The 15,504-nt window shown below is 63.5% G+C and carries 15 protein-coding genes; 7 read left to right on the top strand and 8 right to left on the bottom strand.

All coding sequences use genetic code 11. The features are described 5' to 3' along the window. Nucleotides 1-52: 52 nt before the first annotated feature. Both ccmE and argC read right to left on the bottom strand, forming a co-directional pair. A complete protein-coding gene (gene ccmE / locus ACZ7GB_RS14280) occupies nt 53-496 on the bottom strand; it encodes a cytochrome c maturation protein CcmE (RefSeq protein WP_078522044.1) in 444 nt (147 codons plus the stop codon). Nucleotides 497-559: 63 nt separating this feature from the next. Further along, nucleotides 560-1,588 (bottom strand): N-acetyl-gamma-glutamyl-phosphate reductase, encoded by a 1,029-nt coding sequence (argC, locus tag ACZ7GB_RS14275; protein ID WP_472159205.1) that lies wholly within the window; start codon nt 1,586-1,588, stop codon nt 560-562. Between the two features lie 103 nt (nt 1,589-1,691). Here argC and ACZ7GB_RS14270 point away from each other — a divergent pair, with 103 nt between their 5' ends. Then, nucleotides 1,692-2,507, top strand: a complete 816-nt coding sequence (locus tag ACZ7GB_RS14270) for a DUF805 domain-containing protein (RefSeq protein ID WP_472159204.1) — start codon at nt 1,692-1,694, stop codon at nt 2,505-2,507. Nucleotides 2,508-2,525: 18 nt separating this feature from the next. Here the strand turns inward: ACZ7GB_RS14270 and murI are convergent, their stop codons facing one another. From murI to ACZ7GB_RS14255, 3 genes are all read right to left on the bottom strand, one after another. After that, nucleotides 2,526-3,338, bottom strand: coding sequence for a glutamate racemase (gene murI, locus ACZ7GB_RS14265; protein ID WP_078545045.1), 813 nt, complete (start codon nt 3,336-3,338; stop codon nt 2,526-2,528). 40 nt (nt 3,339-3,378) lie between these two features. Beyond that, complete coding sequence (locus ACZ7GB_RS14260) at nt 3,379-4,269, bottom strand: lysophospholipid acyltransferase family protein (protein ID WP_472159202.1); 891 nt, start codon at nt 4,267-4,269, stop codon at nt 3,379-3,381. A gap of 77 nt (nt 4,270-4,346) precedes the next feature. Beyond that, nucleotides 4,347-7,757 carry an indolepyruvate ferredoxin oxidoreductase family protein gene (locus ACZ7GB_RS14255; RefSeq protein WP_472159201.1) on the bottom strand — a complete coding sequence of 1,137 codons (3,411 nt, stop codon included), beginning with the start codon at nt 7,755-7,757 and terminating at the stop codon, nt 4,347-4,349. A 157-nt stretch (nt 7,758-7,914) separates the two neighbouring features. Between ACZ7GB_RS14255 and ACZ7GB_RS14250 the strand changes: the two genes are divergently transcribed. The 6 genes from ACZ7GB_RS14250 (at nt 7,915) to grxD (ending at nt 14,074) form a co-directional block, all read left to right on the top strand. Continuing rightward, nucleotides 7,915-8,817 (top strand): LysR family transcriptional regulator, encoded by a 903-nt coding sequence (locus ACZ7GB_RS14250; RefSeq protein WP_472159200.1) that lies wholly within the window; start codon nt 7,915-7,917, stop codon nt 8,815-8,817. Nucleotides 8,818-9,243: 426 nt separating this feature from the next. Beyond that, on the top strand, nt 9,244-9,840 hold the full coding sequence (locus ACZ7GB_RS14245) for a hypothetical protein (protein WP_472159198.1): 597 nt from the start codon (nt 9,244-9,246) through the stop codon (nt 9,838-9,840). Between the two features lie 141 nt (nt 9,841-9,981). Continuing rightward, nucleotides 9,982-12,144 (top strand): phosphoribosylformylglycinamidine synthase subunit PurL, encoded by a 2,163-nt coding sequence (purL, locus tag ACZ7GB_RS14240; protein ID WP_472159197.1) that lies wholly within the window; start codon nt 9,982-9,984, stop codon nt 12,142-12,144. A 101-nt stretch (nt 12,145-12,245) separates the two neighbouring features. Then, a complete protein-coding gene (locus ACZ7GB_RS14235; protein ID WP_472159196.1) occupies nt 12,246-13,238 on the top strand; it encodes an FUSC family protein in 993 nt (330 codons plus the stop codon). Nucleotides 13,239-13,316: 78 nt separating this feature from the next. Next, nucleotides 13,317-13,559 (top strand): BolA/IbaG family iron-sulfur metabolism protein, encoded by a 243-nt coding sequence (locus tag ACZ7GB_RS14230; RefSeq protein WP_075775791.1) that lies wholly within the window; start codon nt 13,317-13,319, stop codon nt 13,557-13,559. A gap of 155 nt (nt 13,560-13,714) precedes the next feature. Next, a complete protein-coding gene (gene grxD / locus ACZ7GB_RS14225) occupies nt 13,715-14,074 on the top strand; it encodes a Grx4 family monothiol glutaredoxin (RefSeq protein WP_078522053.1) in 360 nt (119 codons plus the stop codon). A 105-nt stretch (nt 14,075-14,179) separates the two neighbouring features. Here the strand turns inward: grxD and ACZ7GB_RS14220 are convergent, their stop codons facing one another. From ACZ7GB_RS14220 to ACZ7GB_RS14210, 3 genes are all read right to left on the bottom strand, one after another. Further along, nucleotides 14,180-14,803, bottom strand: coding sequence for a DUF1523 family protein (locus ACZ7GB_RS14220; RefSeq protein WP_078522054.1), 624 nt, complete (start codon nt 14,801-14,803; stop codon nt 14,180-14,182). A gap of 7 nt (nt 14,804-14,810) precedes the next feature. Continuing rightward, nucleotides 14,811-15,089, bottom strand: coding sequence for a hypothetical protein (locus tag ACZ7GB_RS14215; RefSeq protein ID WP_134330208.1), 279 nt, complete (start codon nt 15,087-15,089; stop codon nt 14,811-14,813). 61 nt (nt 15,090-15,150) lie between these two features. Continuing rightward, complete coding sequence (locus ACZ7GB_RS14210) at nt 15,151-15,459, bottom strand: hypothetical protein (protein WP_472159195.1); 309 nt, start codon at nt 15,457-15,459, stop codon at nt 15,151-15,153. Nucleotides 15,460-15,504: the final 45 nt, after the last annotated feature.

Raw genomic sequence — 15,504 nt, 5'->3', positions numbered from 1 at the left:
CTCGGGCCGTGCGATTAAGAGGGCTAAAAGAGAGCGTTCGCCGGGGTCGCGATTACGACGACGGGCCCTCGTAGACGCCCTGTTCCTTCAGCGCGTCAACGACTTCCTTGGGCATGTAATTCTCGTCGTGCTTGGCGAGAATTTCGGAGGCCACGAACGTGTCGCCTTCCATCTTGCCCGTGCCGATCATGCCCTGGCCCTCTTTGAAGAGGTCCGGCAGGACGCCCGCGAATTTCACCGGGACGGTTGCGCCGCCATCGGTGACCTTGAATTCGATAACCTCGCCCTGACCGCGCTTGAGCGAGCCTTTCTCGACCAGCCCGCCAAGGCGGAACACCTCGCCGGGCTGCGGCGGTTCGGTGGCAAGCTGCGAAGGCGCACGGAAGAAGTTGATGCCGCTCCGCATCGAGTACCCGATCGTGCCGGTCGCGATCACCAAGGCCAGCGCGGCCACGCTGAGCACCTGGATACGACGTTTCTTCTTCAGACTCTTCATCTCTTCGCCTCCTGAGATGCCGCTTCGTCTACCTTACCGCGCTGGCCGTGCCATTGACGCGGATCAAGGGAAGACGGGGGCGAGCATCAGCCCTTCGCTTTCCTCCAGCCCGAGCATGAGGTTCGCGTTCTGGATCGCTTGTCCCGACGACCCCTTGCAGAGGTTGTCGATAGCCACGACCACGAGCGCGCGCCCGGGGATCCTGTCTCCTGATACACCAATATGGGCATAATTGGAGCCAGTTACAGACCTGGTGGACGGAACTGCGCCGAAAGGTAGCATCTCCATGAAGATTTCGTCCGCGTAGCGGTCTGCCAGTGCCTTGTAGACGGCCTCGGGCTCGCCCTTCACATAGGCCGAGGCGAGGATGCCGCGGTTGAAGGGTGCCAGATGCGGGGTGAATTGCACCATCACGGGGCGGCCCGCCAAGGCGCTGAATTCCTGATCGAATTCGCCAAGGTGACGGTGCTTTCCGCCTTGCGAATAGGGCGCGACACCGCCCGACAGCTCTGCGTGCAGCAGATTTTCCTTCAGCGAGCGGCCCGCGCCCGACACGCCGTTCTTCAGATCGAGGATGATGTCGTCGAGGTCGATCACGCCGGCTTCGATCAGCGGACGGATCGCGAATTGGCCCGCAGCGGCATTACAGCCCGTGCCCGCAACCAGCCGCGCCTCGCGAATCGTGTCGCGGTAGAACTCGGTCAGGCCGTAGACCGCCTCTTTCTGCAGCTCGACCGCGGTATGAGGCTTGCCGTACCACTTCTCGTATTCGGCCGGATCGCGCAGCCGGAAATCGGCCGAGAGGTCCACGATCTTCAGATCGCGCGGCAGCTCCTTGATGACCGCCTGCGAGGTCGCGTGCGGCAGCGCGCAGAAAGCCAGATCGACATTCGAGAAGTCGATCTCTTCGATCTTCACCAGATCGGGCAGGCCCAGATGGCGCAGATGCGGGAACACGTCGCCCATCGCCATACCGGCCTTTCGCTCGCCCGAGAGGGCCACGATGTCCATATTCGGATGGGTGGCGATCAGCCGGACGAGTTCGGCGCCGGTGTAGCCCGATGCGCCCAGAATCGCGATTTTCTTCGTCATATCAACCTCCGCGCTTGTCGCTCGGCTCTCCCTTACCCTAAGCTCACACTCAAATAAACTCCGTGTGAACCGGGGTGACGACCGATAGTGAACGAGGCAGGCCGTGGCAGAGCAGTGGTATTACGCCGATGGGAAAGATCCCGTCGGTCCGTTCCCCGCAGAACATATGACGGATATGGTGCGGGCAGGTCGTATCAAGCCCGAAACGATGGTTTGGCAAGACGGAATGGAAGGATGGGAGCCTGCGGGCGATCACTTCTTCCGGCGAGCCCCGGACACTGCGGCCACGGGCGCCGACCCGCATAGCGGCGCGACGAATTACGCGGCCCGCATTGCGCAGCGCCATCAGCAGGAGGGCAAGCTCTCCTCCGCCGATCCCCGCGCCTATGCCGATGCCTCGATCGAACGCGAGCGCGCGAAGCGCGGGATTGGCTCGGACGGGATGTATGCCGGGGCGCCTTCGCGCGGCTTCTTCGAGGCGATCAAGGTCTGCTTCCGGAAATACGTGACCTTCAAAGGTCGGGCGAGCCGGTCGGAATATTGGTGGTTCGTGCTGTTCGTGACGCTGGCGGGGTTCGCGGGCGGCTTTGCGGAGGCCTCGATGGGTCAGGACGGGGCCGCAATCAGCGCGGTGATCTCCATCGCGACCTTCCTGCCCTCGGTCTCGGTAACGGTGCGCCGGCTACATGACACGAACCGCTCGGGCTGGTGGTTCGGGCTTTACATCCTGATGAGCTTCCTGGGCGGCTTCGTGATCGCCTTCCTCGCCATCTCCTCGGGCATCCGAGACCCGGACGCCATTCTCGCTTCGATGGGAATGCTGACGATGCTCTGGGCCATTGTGATGCTGGTTTGGGGCATCATGCTCTTCGTCTTCATGCTGCTCAGGGGCACATACGGCGAAAACCGTTTCGGCTGACCCCTGAGGCGTGGCGGCTCAGGCCGCCTCGAACCGGATCGCGTAGCGCAGGAATTGCGTCGCGTGGCTCGACACCGAGGCCGGATCGCCCGTTGTCAGGAATTTCGATTCCGTGCCCGCGCCTCTGAATTCGGGGCGACGCTCAAGGTAATCCGCGAGGCTTTCGGCCACCAGATTGGCTTGGCTGTAGACGTCCACGCTCGGGCCCAGCGCTTCCTGGAAGGTCTTCTGCATCAGCGGGTAATGGGTGCAGCCAAGGATCGCGGCCTCGGGCTTCGGCATCCGCCGCTTGAGCGCCTCGACATGGGATTTCACCAGCGCCTCGGCGAGGATCTCGTCGCCGGTCTCGATCGCATCGACCACGCCGCCGCAGGGCTGCGCCTCGACATCGACGCCAATCGCGCGGAAAGCCAGTTCGCGCTGGAACGCGCGGCTCGCCACCGTCGCGGGCGTCGCAAACAGCGCCACATGTTTCACCGCCACTTCGCGCGGCGGGGAGTTGTCGCCCCATTTGCGTTCGGTCAGCGCCTCGATCATCGGCACGAACACCCCCAGCACACGCTTGCCCTCGGGGATCCAGGTCTCCTGCATCCGTTTCAACGCGGCGGCAGAGGCGGTGTTACAGGCGAGGATCACCAGATCACAGCCTTCCTCCCAGAGCCGTTCGACGCCCGCGCAGGTCAGGTTGAAGATGTCATCGGCATCGCGCACCCCGTAAGGCGCATGGGCGTTATCGCCATAATAACAAAAGGCCATGTCCGGCAGCCGCTTGGCGCAGGCATCATAGACTGTCAGCCCGCCCAGACCTGAATCGAAAACGCCTACTGCCATGCTCGCGCCCCTCGCCCGTCCGGGCCGCAACAGGCGCCGGTCAGTTTCTATATTTCGCCTCGAACTCGAAGCCATAGCCGTAAGACTTCAAGGGAGTCGGCGACAAGTCATACGTCGCACGGCGCAGGAAATCCATCATCTGTTTCGGGCTCTCACGCAGCGGTGCGAGATCGTCCTGCGGGATCGGCTCGCCGACGCAGAGGCGCACCGGGCGATTGGCGTGGCGTTTGAACTCGCGGATCATCAGCCCCATGCGCAGGCTGTAATGCAGATGGCTCGCCAGCTGGAACAGGCGGCTGTTATGGCCCTCGAAGAAGACCGGCACCACGGTCGCATCGGATTTCGCGATCATCTTGGCAGTGAAATTGCGCCAGCCCGGGTCCATCGGCGCACCGAAGGGCTTGGCCGCGGTCGAGACCGTGCCGCCTGGAAACACCCCGATCGCGCCGCCGTCGCCGAGGTAGCGCAGGGCCTCGGCGCGGGTGCGAAGGTTCGCTTTCATGGCGTCTTTGGTCTCGGAGAAATCCACCGGCAGGATGATCCGGTCGATCTCTTCGGCGCGCTTGAAGACGTTATGGGCGAGGATGCGAAAGTCGCCGCGAATGCGCGACAGCAAGAGCCCCATGATCAGCCCGTCGAGAATGCCGTAGGGATGGTTCGCGATCAGCACCAGCGGCCCGGTCTGCGGAATATTGGCCAGCCCGCCGCGGGTCACGTCGATCTGCAGCCCGTAGCGCTCGGCCATCACCTGCCAGAAATCCGCGCCTTGCGCGATGTCATGCTCGTAGCCGCGGGCACGCCGGATCAACCCGATCCGCCCGGTCGCGTTCTCCATCGCGCGGATCAGAACCCGCGCGCCTTTCGAGCGCGCGGACCAAGCATATGAGATTTCTTGTGTGGCATGGCGCGGGGCCATCGGGGTGGCGGTCATCTCGAACCTCCGCAACATGGGCTGGCTTCACTATGCCAGCGCCATGTCACGAAGGTACGACACTCAGATGACAGCCCTCACTCGGCAGCCATTTTCTGCGGAGTACCGCCTGCGCGGAAAGCGGCGAGCAATTCCTCGCGCCGCTTCGCCGCCATTTGCTCGGCCTGTGCCTTGACCGGACCGAAGCCCCGGATGGTCAGCGGCAGCTCGGCCAGTTTGCGCGCGATCTCCATCGTCTCCGGCGTGACCTTGGGCAGCACTTCGGCCATGTCGGCCTCGTATTGCTTGATCAGCGCGCGCTCCATCTTGCGCTCGGCGGCATAGCCGAAGGGATCGAACGGCGTGCCGCGCAGCCCCTTGAGCTTCGCCAGAAGACGGAAGTTGCGCTCCATGCCGGGGCCGAATTCACGCTTTTTCGGGCGACCGTCCGAGCCTTCCTTGGACAGGATCGGCGGGGCGAGATGGAAGTGCATCTCGAAATCGCCTTCGAACTCGGCGCGGGCTTTCTCTGCCGTGGACAGATGCAGCCGCGCGACCTCGTATTCGTCCTTATAGGCCAGAAGCTTGTGATAGCCCTTCGCGACCGCTTCACGCAGCGCCGACGGCGCCTCGTCCACCAGTTTGCGGAAACGCTTCGCGAGACGCGCATTCTGGTAATCGACGAGGTGCGAAGCCCGGAACTCGACCGGATCGACCGGGACCTTCATCACTTCAGCAGCCATCGCTTTCGCAGCCTCGGCCGGGAACGCCATCGCCCAGCGCCCCAGATCGAAGGCGCGCTTGTTCTCGGCGGGCTTGGCACCGTTCAGGTCGATCGCTTCGAAGATCGCCTCGAGGGTCAGCGGCACGTAGCCTTGCTGCCACGCAGCCCCCAGCACGACCATGTTCGAATAGATCGAGTCGCCCAGCATCTGCCGCGCCAGTTCCGAGGTATCAGCAAAGGCCACGCGATCCTTCAGCCGCGCCTCGAGGCTCAGCCGAAGCTGTTCGCCCGGCAGGCGGAAGTCGCGGTTGCGGGTGAACTCGCCGGTGACGATCTCGTGGCTGTTGATGACCGCACCGGTGCGGCCCGTGGTCATCAACCCCAGCGTCTTGGCGCCTGCGGAGACCACCAGATCGCCGCCGATCACGCAATCGGCCTCGCCCACGGCGACGCGGATCGCCGAGATGTCCTCGGGCTTGTTCGCGATGCGCAGGTGGATATGCACCGCCCCGCCCTTCTGGGCGAGACCGGCCATCTCCATCATGCCCGCGCCCTTACCGTCGATATGCGCGGCCATGGCGAGCACCGCGCCGATGGTCACGACACCTGTGCCGCCGACGCCGGTGATCACCACGTTATGGGTGCCGTCGATCGCGGGCAGCGTGGGCTGCGGCAGCTCCGGCAGGTCGAGCGCCTGCGCCTCGGCCTTCTTCACCTTCGCCCCGTGCAGCGTCACAAAGCTCGGGCAGAACCCGTCGAGGCAACGGAAGTCCTTGTTGCACGACGACTGGTCGATCGCGCGCTTGGTGCCCAGCTCGGTCTCTTCCGGCACGATGGAGACGCAGTTCGACTGCACTCCGCAATCGCCGCAGCCTTCGCAGACATCCGTGTTGATGAAGACGCGCTTGTCCGGATCGGGGAACTTGCCGCGCTTGCGGCGGCGGCGCTTCTCGGCGGCGCAGGTCTGGACATAGATCAGCGCCGAGACGCCTTTCGTCTTCGCCAGACGTTTCTGCACGGCCATCAGCTCGGCCCGTTCGACCTTCTCGACGCCGGCGGGGAAGGTGGACAGGTCCAGCTCTTCCTTCTCGTCATAGACCACCACGACCGGCTTCACGCCCATCGCCACGATCTCCGACGCGATCTGCTGCGAGGTTAGCCCGCCCTCGTTCTCCTGCCCACCGGTCATCGCGACCGCATCGTTGAACAGAATCTTGTAGGTGATGTTGGTGCCGGCCGCCAAAGCCGCCCGGATCGCCTGTGCGCCGGAGTGGTTGTAGGTGCCGTCGCCAAGGTTCTGGAACATATGCTCACGCGTGGAGAACGGAGCCTCGCCGACCCAGTTCACGCCCTCGCCGCCCATATGGGTGAAGCCTTCGGTGTTCCGGCCCATCCACTGCACCATGTAGTGACAGCCGATCCCGGCATAGGCGCGCTCGCCCTCGGGGACCTTGGTCGAGCTGTTATGCGGGCAGCCCGAGCAATACCACGGCGTGCGGGTCGCGATCTCGGGCGCGTTGTCGGCGCGCTGCGCGGCTTCGATCTTCTCGATACCCGCCTTGATCGCATCCGTGCCGCGGCCCTCTTCGATGAAGATGTCGCCGAGCTTGCGCGCGATCATCACCGGGTCGAGCGCGTAGCGCGTCGGGAACAGCTCCACCTGACGGCCATTCTCCCAGGTGTCGCCCTTGTGCCAGCCATAGACGCGGCGGCCACGACGGTCGTCGAAGATCGCCTCCTTGACCTGCACCTCGATCAGCTTGCGCTTTTCCTCGACGACGATGATCAGCTCCAGCCCCTCGGCCCATTCATGGAACGAGGTCATGTCGAGCGGGAAGGTCTGGCCGATCTTGTAGGTCGTGATGCCGAGTCGTTCGGCCTCGGCCTCGTCGATCCCCAGCAGCGAGAGTGCATGTGTCAGGTCGAGCCAGTTCTTGCCTGCCGCCACCAGACCGATCTTCGCCCCGGGCTTGCCCCAGACGCGATTGTCGATGCGGTTCGCGCGGGCGAATGCCTCGGCCGCGTAACGTTTGAAGTCGATCATCCGCGCTTCTTGAGCCACCGGCGTATCGCCGAGACGGATGTTCAGCCCGCCTTCGGGCATCTTGAAGTCGGGTATCACGAATTGTTGACGGAAGGGGTCGCCGTCGACGACTGCCGTCGCTTCGACCGTATCCTTCATCGTTTTCAGGCCGACCCAGACACCGGCGAAGCGGCTTAAAGCATAGCCGTAAAGCCCGAAATCAAGGATTTCCTGAACGCCTGCGGGCGACAGAACCGGCATGTAGGCATCGACCATCGCCCAGTCGGACTGGTGCAGCACGGTCGAGGATTCGCCGGTGTGGTCGTCGCCCATCGCCATCAGGACGCCGCCATGTTTCGACGTGCCCGCCATATTGGCGTGGCGCATCACATCGCCAGAGCGATCGACGCCCGGGCCTTTCCCGTACCAGAGGCCGAAAACGCCGTCATACTTGCCTTCGCCGCGCAATTCCGCCTGCTGCGAGCCCCACAGTGCGGTGGCCGCGAGGTCTTCGTTCAGGCCCGGCTCGAAGCGAACGTCGCTCTCTTCCAGCACAGTCTTGGCGCGCGCCATCTGCAAATCGACAGCGCCGAGCGGCGAGCCGCGATAGCCTGTCACATAGCCGGCCGTATGCAGTCCCGCCGCCTTGTCGCGCGCGGCCTGAGCCAGAACGAGACGCACCAAAGCCTGCGTCCCGTTCAGCAAAACCGGAGATTTCGTAAGGTCGAACCGATCCGCTAGGGATATTTCTTGCCTTCCCATTAAGCACCTCCCCTTGCTAACTGGGCATGGAGACATGGTAGGTCATAATATCTGACCTAGAAAGCGGAAAATTGTTACTTAGCGGTTTCGTAAATCCTCGAGATTAATGTAAAGAAACTTGCGCGGAACAGCAGATGATAAAGCGAAAGTGACCTTGATGGATTGGGACAAGCTCAGAATCTTCCACGCAGTGGCCGATGCGGGGTCTTTGACTCATGCCGGCGACGCACTGCACCTGTCTCAATCTGCCGTGAGCAGACAGATCCGGGCGCTCGAAGAGGCCCTCGGAACGACTCTTTTTCACCGTCACGCCCGCGGACTGATTCTCACCGAGCAGGGCGAATTGCTGTTCGAAGCCACCTCGTCGATGGCGAAAAAGCTCGACAGCGCCTCCGCACGCATTCGTGACAGCGAAGAAGAAGTCTTCGGCGAGCTGCGCGTGACCACCACGACGGGCTTCGGCACGCTGTGGCTCGCGCCGCGTCTGACGAAGCTCTATGAGAAGTATCCCGATCTGAAGATCGACCTCATGCTGGAGGAGCGGGTGCTCGACCTACCGATGCGCGAGGCCGATGTCGCCGTGCGCATGAAAGAGCCCGCACAGGCCGATCTGATCCGCAAGCGTCTGCTGAACATCCGGATGCGGCTTTACGCGACCTCCGAGTATCTCGCGAAATGGGGCTCGCCCGAAAAGATCGAGGACCTGCGCAAGCATCGCCTGATCTGCCAGACCCCGCGCACCCCGCAGGTGCAGGCGGGCGCGCAGCTCGCGCGGCAGGTTCTGGCCTTCGATCAAAGCTCGACGCTGACGGTGAACAACTACTTCGGCGTATTGCAGGCGGTGCTGAACCATATCGGCATCGGCATCCTGCCCGACTACCTGACCGCCGATTTCAACGACCTGCAGCGGGTGCTGCCCGATCTGGAATCGGTCGAGATCCCGATCTTCCTCGCCTACCCGGAAGAGCTGCGCTCGTCGCGCCGTGTGACCGCTTTCCGCGACTTCATTCAGGAAGAAATCACCAACTACCGGCGCTTCCAGGCGGGCGAGTCAACCTAGGGTTGCACCGCGACTTTACCGCAACGCATACCGGCCATGATGCGCCCGCAGCATGTTTTCCCTTGATGCGTTAACAAACTGCCCATAAATGAGGCTCAGAAGGGTTGGCCGTGCCGAAAGGCGCAGCACCTTCTACCTCCCTGTTGGACTTTGGCCGAGCTTTGCTCGGCCTTTTTTTTGTCCAACGCCCAGATGCGGCTTTCACGCAGGGCGCGAGAGCCACTCTCAACAGCCCCGACCTCACGACATTTCACGCACTCGCGACCGCGCAAACCCCGCCCTACGCGCAACTATCCCCTTAGGTTCATTTAAAATTCTACGATCTCGTTCACAAAAATTTCAGTGAACTTTCGCCGGTTCAGTCCGTTCCTTTCCCGACGCCAGCAACGGCGCAGCACTTGAGTAACCAGTTGAAAGGATACTGTTATGACTACCGCGAAAAACATCTTTGCCGCTTCGACCGCTCTTCTTGGTGCGATGACCATCGCAGGCTCGGCTTCGGCCCTCGACCTGTCGAAAGTGCCCTCCACGAACAATGGTGACGGCCAATATTACGGCATCGCTGACTATCGTGTTGGCGCGGTGCCGGGTCAGGAAACCTCGACGGGCACGCCGCCCGCGGTGACCTCCTCGAACACCTTCGAGTCGACCGACCAGTACGGCATCACCGACGTGAAGACCGGCACTGCCGAGTTCGACAGCACCTCGATGGGTGAGGAAATGATCCCCGCGCAGCGCCAGCTGACCGACGAAGCCGGCATCACGGGCATGAAGACCGCCGCCAATGCCGAAGACAAGGCTATGAGCGTCGATGGCAACATCATCGGCATGATCGAGAAGGTCGAGGCGAATGACGGCTACGACACCGTCTATATCCGCACCTCGCCGAAGCTCGACACCACCGTGTCGCTCTTCAAGATCAACGTGCCGAAAGGCGCAGCCGCCAATGGTCAGGTCAAGCTTGGCTGGACCGTGTCGGAACTGCTGACCAATCTTGAGACGCAGGTGGACATGCGCTCGTAATCCGGGCGACACCTGATACGCGCTTTTACGACGCGGGGCCTTCGGGCCTCGCGTTTTTTCTTTCCGCAACGTCCGGCCTCTCTTTTCCCCCTGCACATATTCGCCTAATAGGGGCGGCAAAGCCGATGCCGGAGGATCCTCATGAACGAGCCGCAGATCACGCCTGATCTCATCGCAGCCCATGGCCTGAAACCCGACGAGTACGACCGGATCCTCGAGATCATCGGACGCGAGCCGACTTTCACCGAGCTCGGGATCTTCTCGGCGATGTGGAACGAGCACTGCTCTTACAAGTCGTCGAAGAAATGGCTGCGCACGCTGCACACCGAGGGCGATCAGGTCATCTGCGGTCCGGGCGAGAATGCGGGCGTTGTCGATATCGGCGACGGGCAGGCCGTGGTCTTCAAGATGGAGAGCCACAACCACCCCTCCTATATCGAACCGCACCAAGGCGCCGCGACCGGCGTGGGCGGCATCCTGCGCGACGTGTTCACCATGGGCGCGCGCCCGGTGGCCGCGATGGACAGCCTGAGCTTCGGTATGCCCGACCACCCGAAAACCTCCCATGTCGTGAAAGGCGTGGTCGAAGGCGTGGGCAGCTACGGCAACTGCTTCGGCGTTCCGAATGTGGGCGGCGAAGTGCGCTTCCACCCCTCCTATAACGGCAACTGCCTCGTGAACGCCTTCGCGGCGGGCTTGGCCGATGCCGACAAGATTTTCTACTCCGCCGCCTCCGGCATCGGCATGCCGGTCGTCTATCTCGGCGCGAAGACGGGCCGCGACGGCGTCGGCGGCGCGACCATGGCCTCGGCCGAGTTCGACGACACGATCGAAGAGAAGCGCCCCACCGTTCAGGTCGGCGACCCCTTCACCGAGAAATGCCTGATGGAAGCCTGCCTCGAACTGATGCAGACCGGCGCGGTGATCTCGATTCAGGACATGGGGGCCGCGGGCCTCACCTGTTCGGCGGTCGAGATGGGCGACAAGGGCGGGCTGGGCGTGAAGCTCAACCTCAACGCGGTGCCGCAGCGCGAAGCCGCGATGACCGCCTATGAGATGATGCTGTCGGAGAGCCAGGAGCGGATGCTCATGGTCCTCAACCCCGAGAAGGAAGACATCGCACGCGAGATCTTCGTGAAATGGGATCTCGACTTCGCCATCGTCGGCGAAACCATCGCGGAAGACCGCTTCCTAATCATGCATGGCAACGAGGTGAAAGCCGACGTTCCGCTGTCGAAACTGTCCTCGGAAGCCCCCGAATACGATCGTCCGTGGGTGGAAACGCCAATCGCGACCGCTGGCGAGGCACTGCCCGAGATCGGTGCGATCGATGCGCTCAAGGCGCTGATCGGCTCGCCGAACTACGCGCATAAGTCCTGGGTCTACGAGCAATACGACACGCAGGTGATGGGCGACACGGTGCGCCGTCCGGGTCTCGGCGCGGGCGTCGTGCGCGTGCACGGCACCGACAAGGCGCTGGCCTTCACCGCCGATGTGACCCCGCGCTACGTCAAGGCGAACCCCTTTGAGGGCGGCAAGCAAGCGGTGGCCGAAGCCTATCGCAACCTGACCGCCGTGGGCGCGAAGCCGCTGGCCTCGACCGACAACCTGAACTTCGGCAATCCCGAAAAGCCCGAGATCATGGGCCAGTTCGTGGGCGCCATTAAAGGCATCGACGCCGCCGTGCGCGCGCTCGACATGCCGATCGTTTCGGGCAACGTCTCGCTTTATAACGAGACCGACGGCACCGGCATCCTGCCCACGCCGACCATCGGCGCGGTCGGCCTGCTGAGCTCGCTCGACGAGCTGATCGCGGGCCTGCCGACGGCGGGCGACGTGGCGATGGTGATTGGCGAGACCAAGGGGCACCTCGATCAATCCGCGCTGGCATTTGAGGCCTTCGGGCTCGAGTCGGGCGACGCGCCCGAGGTCGATCTCGACGTCGAGAAACGCAATGGCGAGTTCCTGCGCGAGAACCGCGCGCTGGTCAAAGGCGCAAGCGATCTGTCGGATGGCGGGCTCGCGCTCGCAGCTTTCGAGATGGCGGAAGAAGCCGGTCTGGGCGTCACGCTCGAGGCTGACGACATCGCGACGCTCTTCGGCGAGGATCAGGGCCGCTACCTCGTGGCCTGCTCCTTCGACCAGGCGGAGGCGCTGATGGTCGCCGCCCGCAAGGCCGAGGTGCCGCTTTACACCGTGGGTCGCTTCGGCGGCGACACGGTCGGCTTCGGCTCGGACAGCGCCCCGCTGGAGGAGCTGTCGGCCCTCTATCGCAGCGCGTTCAAAGCGGCGATCGACGCCTGAGTTCTGTGATCTGACGCAGGGCGGACATGCGCGCCGGGCGGTTCTTGACCGCCCGCGCACAGGGTACTGTCGCGGCGATCCACCGATTTCAGGCTCCCGCATTGACCAGTTCCACCCTCGCCTATGCCGCCCGGCTGTTTCTCGCCGCGACGCTTGCCCTGACTGCCGCCCGGCTACTGGGCCTGACCAATATCTATTGGGCGGCGATGCCCGTCTGGGTCGTGATCCAACCCCATCGCGAAGACATGGCGCTGCGCGCGGTGCTGCGGGTCGCAGGCACCTTGGTCGGCGCCAGTATCGGGATCGCGGCTCTGACATGGCTTCCGGTGCCGGGAATCGCGCTGACCGTGGCGCTGACCGCAGCCATCGGCGTCGGTATCGCCTATCGGATCGGGACGCACTGGGCCTATGGCTTCACGTTGATGGCGATCACGATCGGCGTGGTGGTGATGCCCGCGCTGGGGATGGGGGCGGATGCGATCCCGCTCGCGCTCGACCGGGTCGCCTGCACGCTTCTGGGCGTCATCTCGGTGACGGCGGTGAACTGGCTCTTCACGCCCGCCCGTCGCGCGCCAATGCCGCCGCGCCCGAACCCGCATTTCGTGCAGCAGCTTTGGCTGCGCATGGCCGCCGTGGCGGTCCTCACGGGCGGGGCCACGCTGATCGACGCCCATTTCAACCACCCCGCAGCGACCGCTGCCGCGCTTTCGGTGATCGTCTTCTCCTCGGTGCTGGGCTCCATGCCGAATCCGCGCCCTGCCGTGCGCTTCCTTGTGCCCGGTGTCGCGCTTGGGGTGCTCGCCGCGGTCGCCTATCGCGGGCTCACGCATCTGTCGGGCGGCGATCAGACCGAGCTTCTGATCCTCGCCTTCGCCTTCATCGCGGGCGGTGCGCTGCTGCGCGCCCATCCTCGCACCACGCTGATGGGGATCGACATCAACATGTGCTTCCTGCTCGCCGGAGAAGTTGGCGCGCCGGGCCATTCCCTGCAAGTGACCGCCGCCGGAGCCGCCGCGATGTTCGCAGGCAGCGTCGCCATCGCGACTCTCATGTTTTTCCTGTCGCGATTGCACCCGCCAGCGGCCACCGCATAGGCCCGCGCCCCCGCGCATCCCCTTGCAGCCAGCCGCCGCGCCACTTAAGTTTGCGGCAAAGGACGAGGAGCCCTATTTATGGCAATGGAAGCCCATGACATCGAAGCCCTGATCCGGGCGGAATTCCCCGATGCCAAGATCACGATCACCGATCTCGCCGGGGACGGGAATCATTGGGCGGCGGAGGTCATCGACGAGAGCTTCCGCGGCAAGAACCGCGTCCAGCAACAGCGCGCGGTCTATGCCGCGCTCAAAGGGGCGATGGACGGGCCGAACGGAGTGCTGCACGCGCTCGCTTTGACCACCAAAGCGCCCGAATGACACGATGGATACACTCGGGCTTGCGTTGCTGCTGCTCTACGCGATCGGGCGCGGGCTCCGGGTGTTTTGGATATTTTTCCGGGGCATTCCCCGGCTTTTGAAACATGGCCTTCGCGGACTCCGTCGCGGCGAAGGCAAACCGAAGGATACGGAAGATGAACGCGCAAGACCAAATCGCCCAGCAAATCTCGGAGAATGACGTCGTTCTCTTCATGAAGGGCACCAAGGACATGCCGCAATGCGGGTTTTCGAGCCGCGTCGCGGGCGTGCTCAACTTCATGGGCGTGACCTACAAGGACGTCAACGTGCTCGCGGATCAGGACATCCGCCAAGGCATAAAAGACTATTCGGACTGGCCGACCATCCCGCAGCTCTACGTCAAAGGCGAATTCGTCGGCGGCTGCGACATCATCACCGAGATGACCCTCTCGGGCGAGTTGGACCAGCTGTTCGAGACCAAGGGCGTGAGCTTCAACAAGGACGCCGCCGAACAGATCCGCGCCGCCAACGCCTAAGCGCAGATCACCTGATTATCGAAAGCCCCGCCTTCCAGTGGCGGGGCTTTTGCGTTTCAGCGTCGGTCTGAGTTGGGCGCGGCCTGCCGGCCTTGCACCCGCGTCTCACTTGCGCCCGATGAAGCGGTCGAACCAGCCTTTCGCGCCCTCTTCAGCATCGTCCCAGGCCTCACTCGCATCCTCGAATAGCGGATCGATCGAGCGTTGGCGGAACTGCCGCCACATCGCACGGATCGTCAGCAAGACGATGACCAGCAGCGTCAGGATGATGATGCTTCCCCAGGGAATGATCCGCGTATCCGGACCCGGCACGACCTTCAGCCCGACCGCATTCGGATAGATCGTCAGCCAGCGCGAGCGCCAGCCATAGCGCGTCACCGACACCCAGATCGGATCGGCCGAGGTCGAGATCAGCGACTCCGCCTGCGCCTGCAGGTCCGAGCTGTCGAGCTTGAAATAGGGCGGCCAGCCCCAGCCGGTGTCCTCGTTGCGGAAGACCAGCGTCTTGCCGTTGGGGCGCACCGTGTTGATGAAGCGCACGTCGCGGCTGGTCGCACTCGCGGTGCCGACGTCGGGCGCAGCCCAGAAGATCGAGTTCTCGCCGAAATCGACGCGGCGCACCTCGGTGCCGACGATCCGCACGATGTCATGACGCGGCAGGTTGTAATGCAGGAACACCGCGACAAAGCCGATCACGACCAGCCAGAAACCCCATTTCACGTAACGCATCGGATTCTCACCTGTAATTCATCAGATAGATAATGAGCCCCACCACGACGATCGGCAGGACATAGACCAGCCAGATCAGCTTGCGCAGCAGGCTTTTCTCATAGTCCCGCATCCCGGCCTCGACGAAGGTATCGCGCGTGGTCTCGGCACGGCCCTCGGCGGCGGCCTCGTTCCAATCCTCTTCCAGCGCCTCGCGCCGGACCGACCGGGCATAGAGACGCACCAGCCAGAACAGGACCGTCAGCACGATCAGCCCGAAGATCGCCAGTCGAATGAAGGCCAGCATCGCGCGCCCTCCTTGCCCCTCGCTGTCGCAAGCCTAGGCCGCGGCGGCGCGGTTGACCAGATCAGCCCTTCCGGCGCGCCATACTGATCCGGATCAGCTTGATCACGATAGCCGAAGCCGCGACCGGGATCAGCGCGAGCACATAGGTCGCAGCGAACATCTGGCGCGGCACGTAGCCGTTCGAGCAGCTCGCCGTGTCGGAGAAGAAATGCAGCACGAAGCCCGCCCCGCAGGCGGTGCCGGTCATGTAGAAAGCGGGCACGATCATCGCGACGGGTACCAGCGCCAAGAGCTTCGCCCAGTCGTATTTCGACAGCCACCCTCCGACCGCAATGCAAAGCACGAGCGCGAAGGCCAAGAACAGGTTCATCCGGTCCCTCCGTAGGAATTTGCACCGCAATAGCGCGCGGGGGCG

It is taken from the genome of Thioclava sp. PTB-PU3-1, from assembly GCF_055666785.1.
The sequence above is the reverse complement of the archived record's forward strand: the minus strand, read 5'-3'. Positions and strand labels throughout refer to the sequence as shown.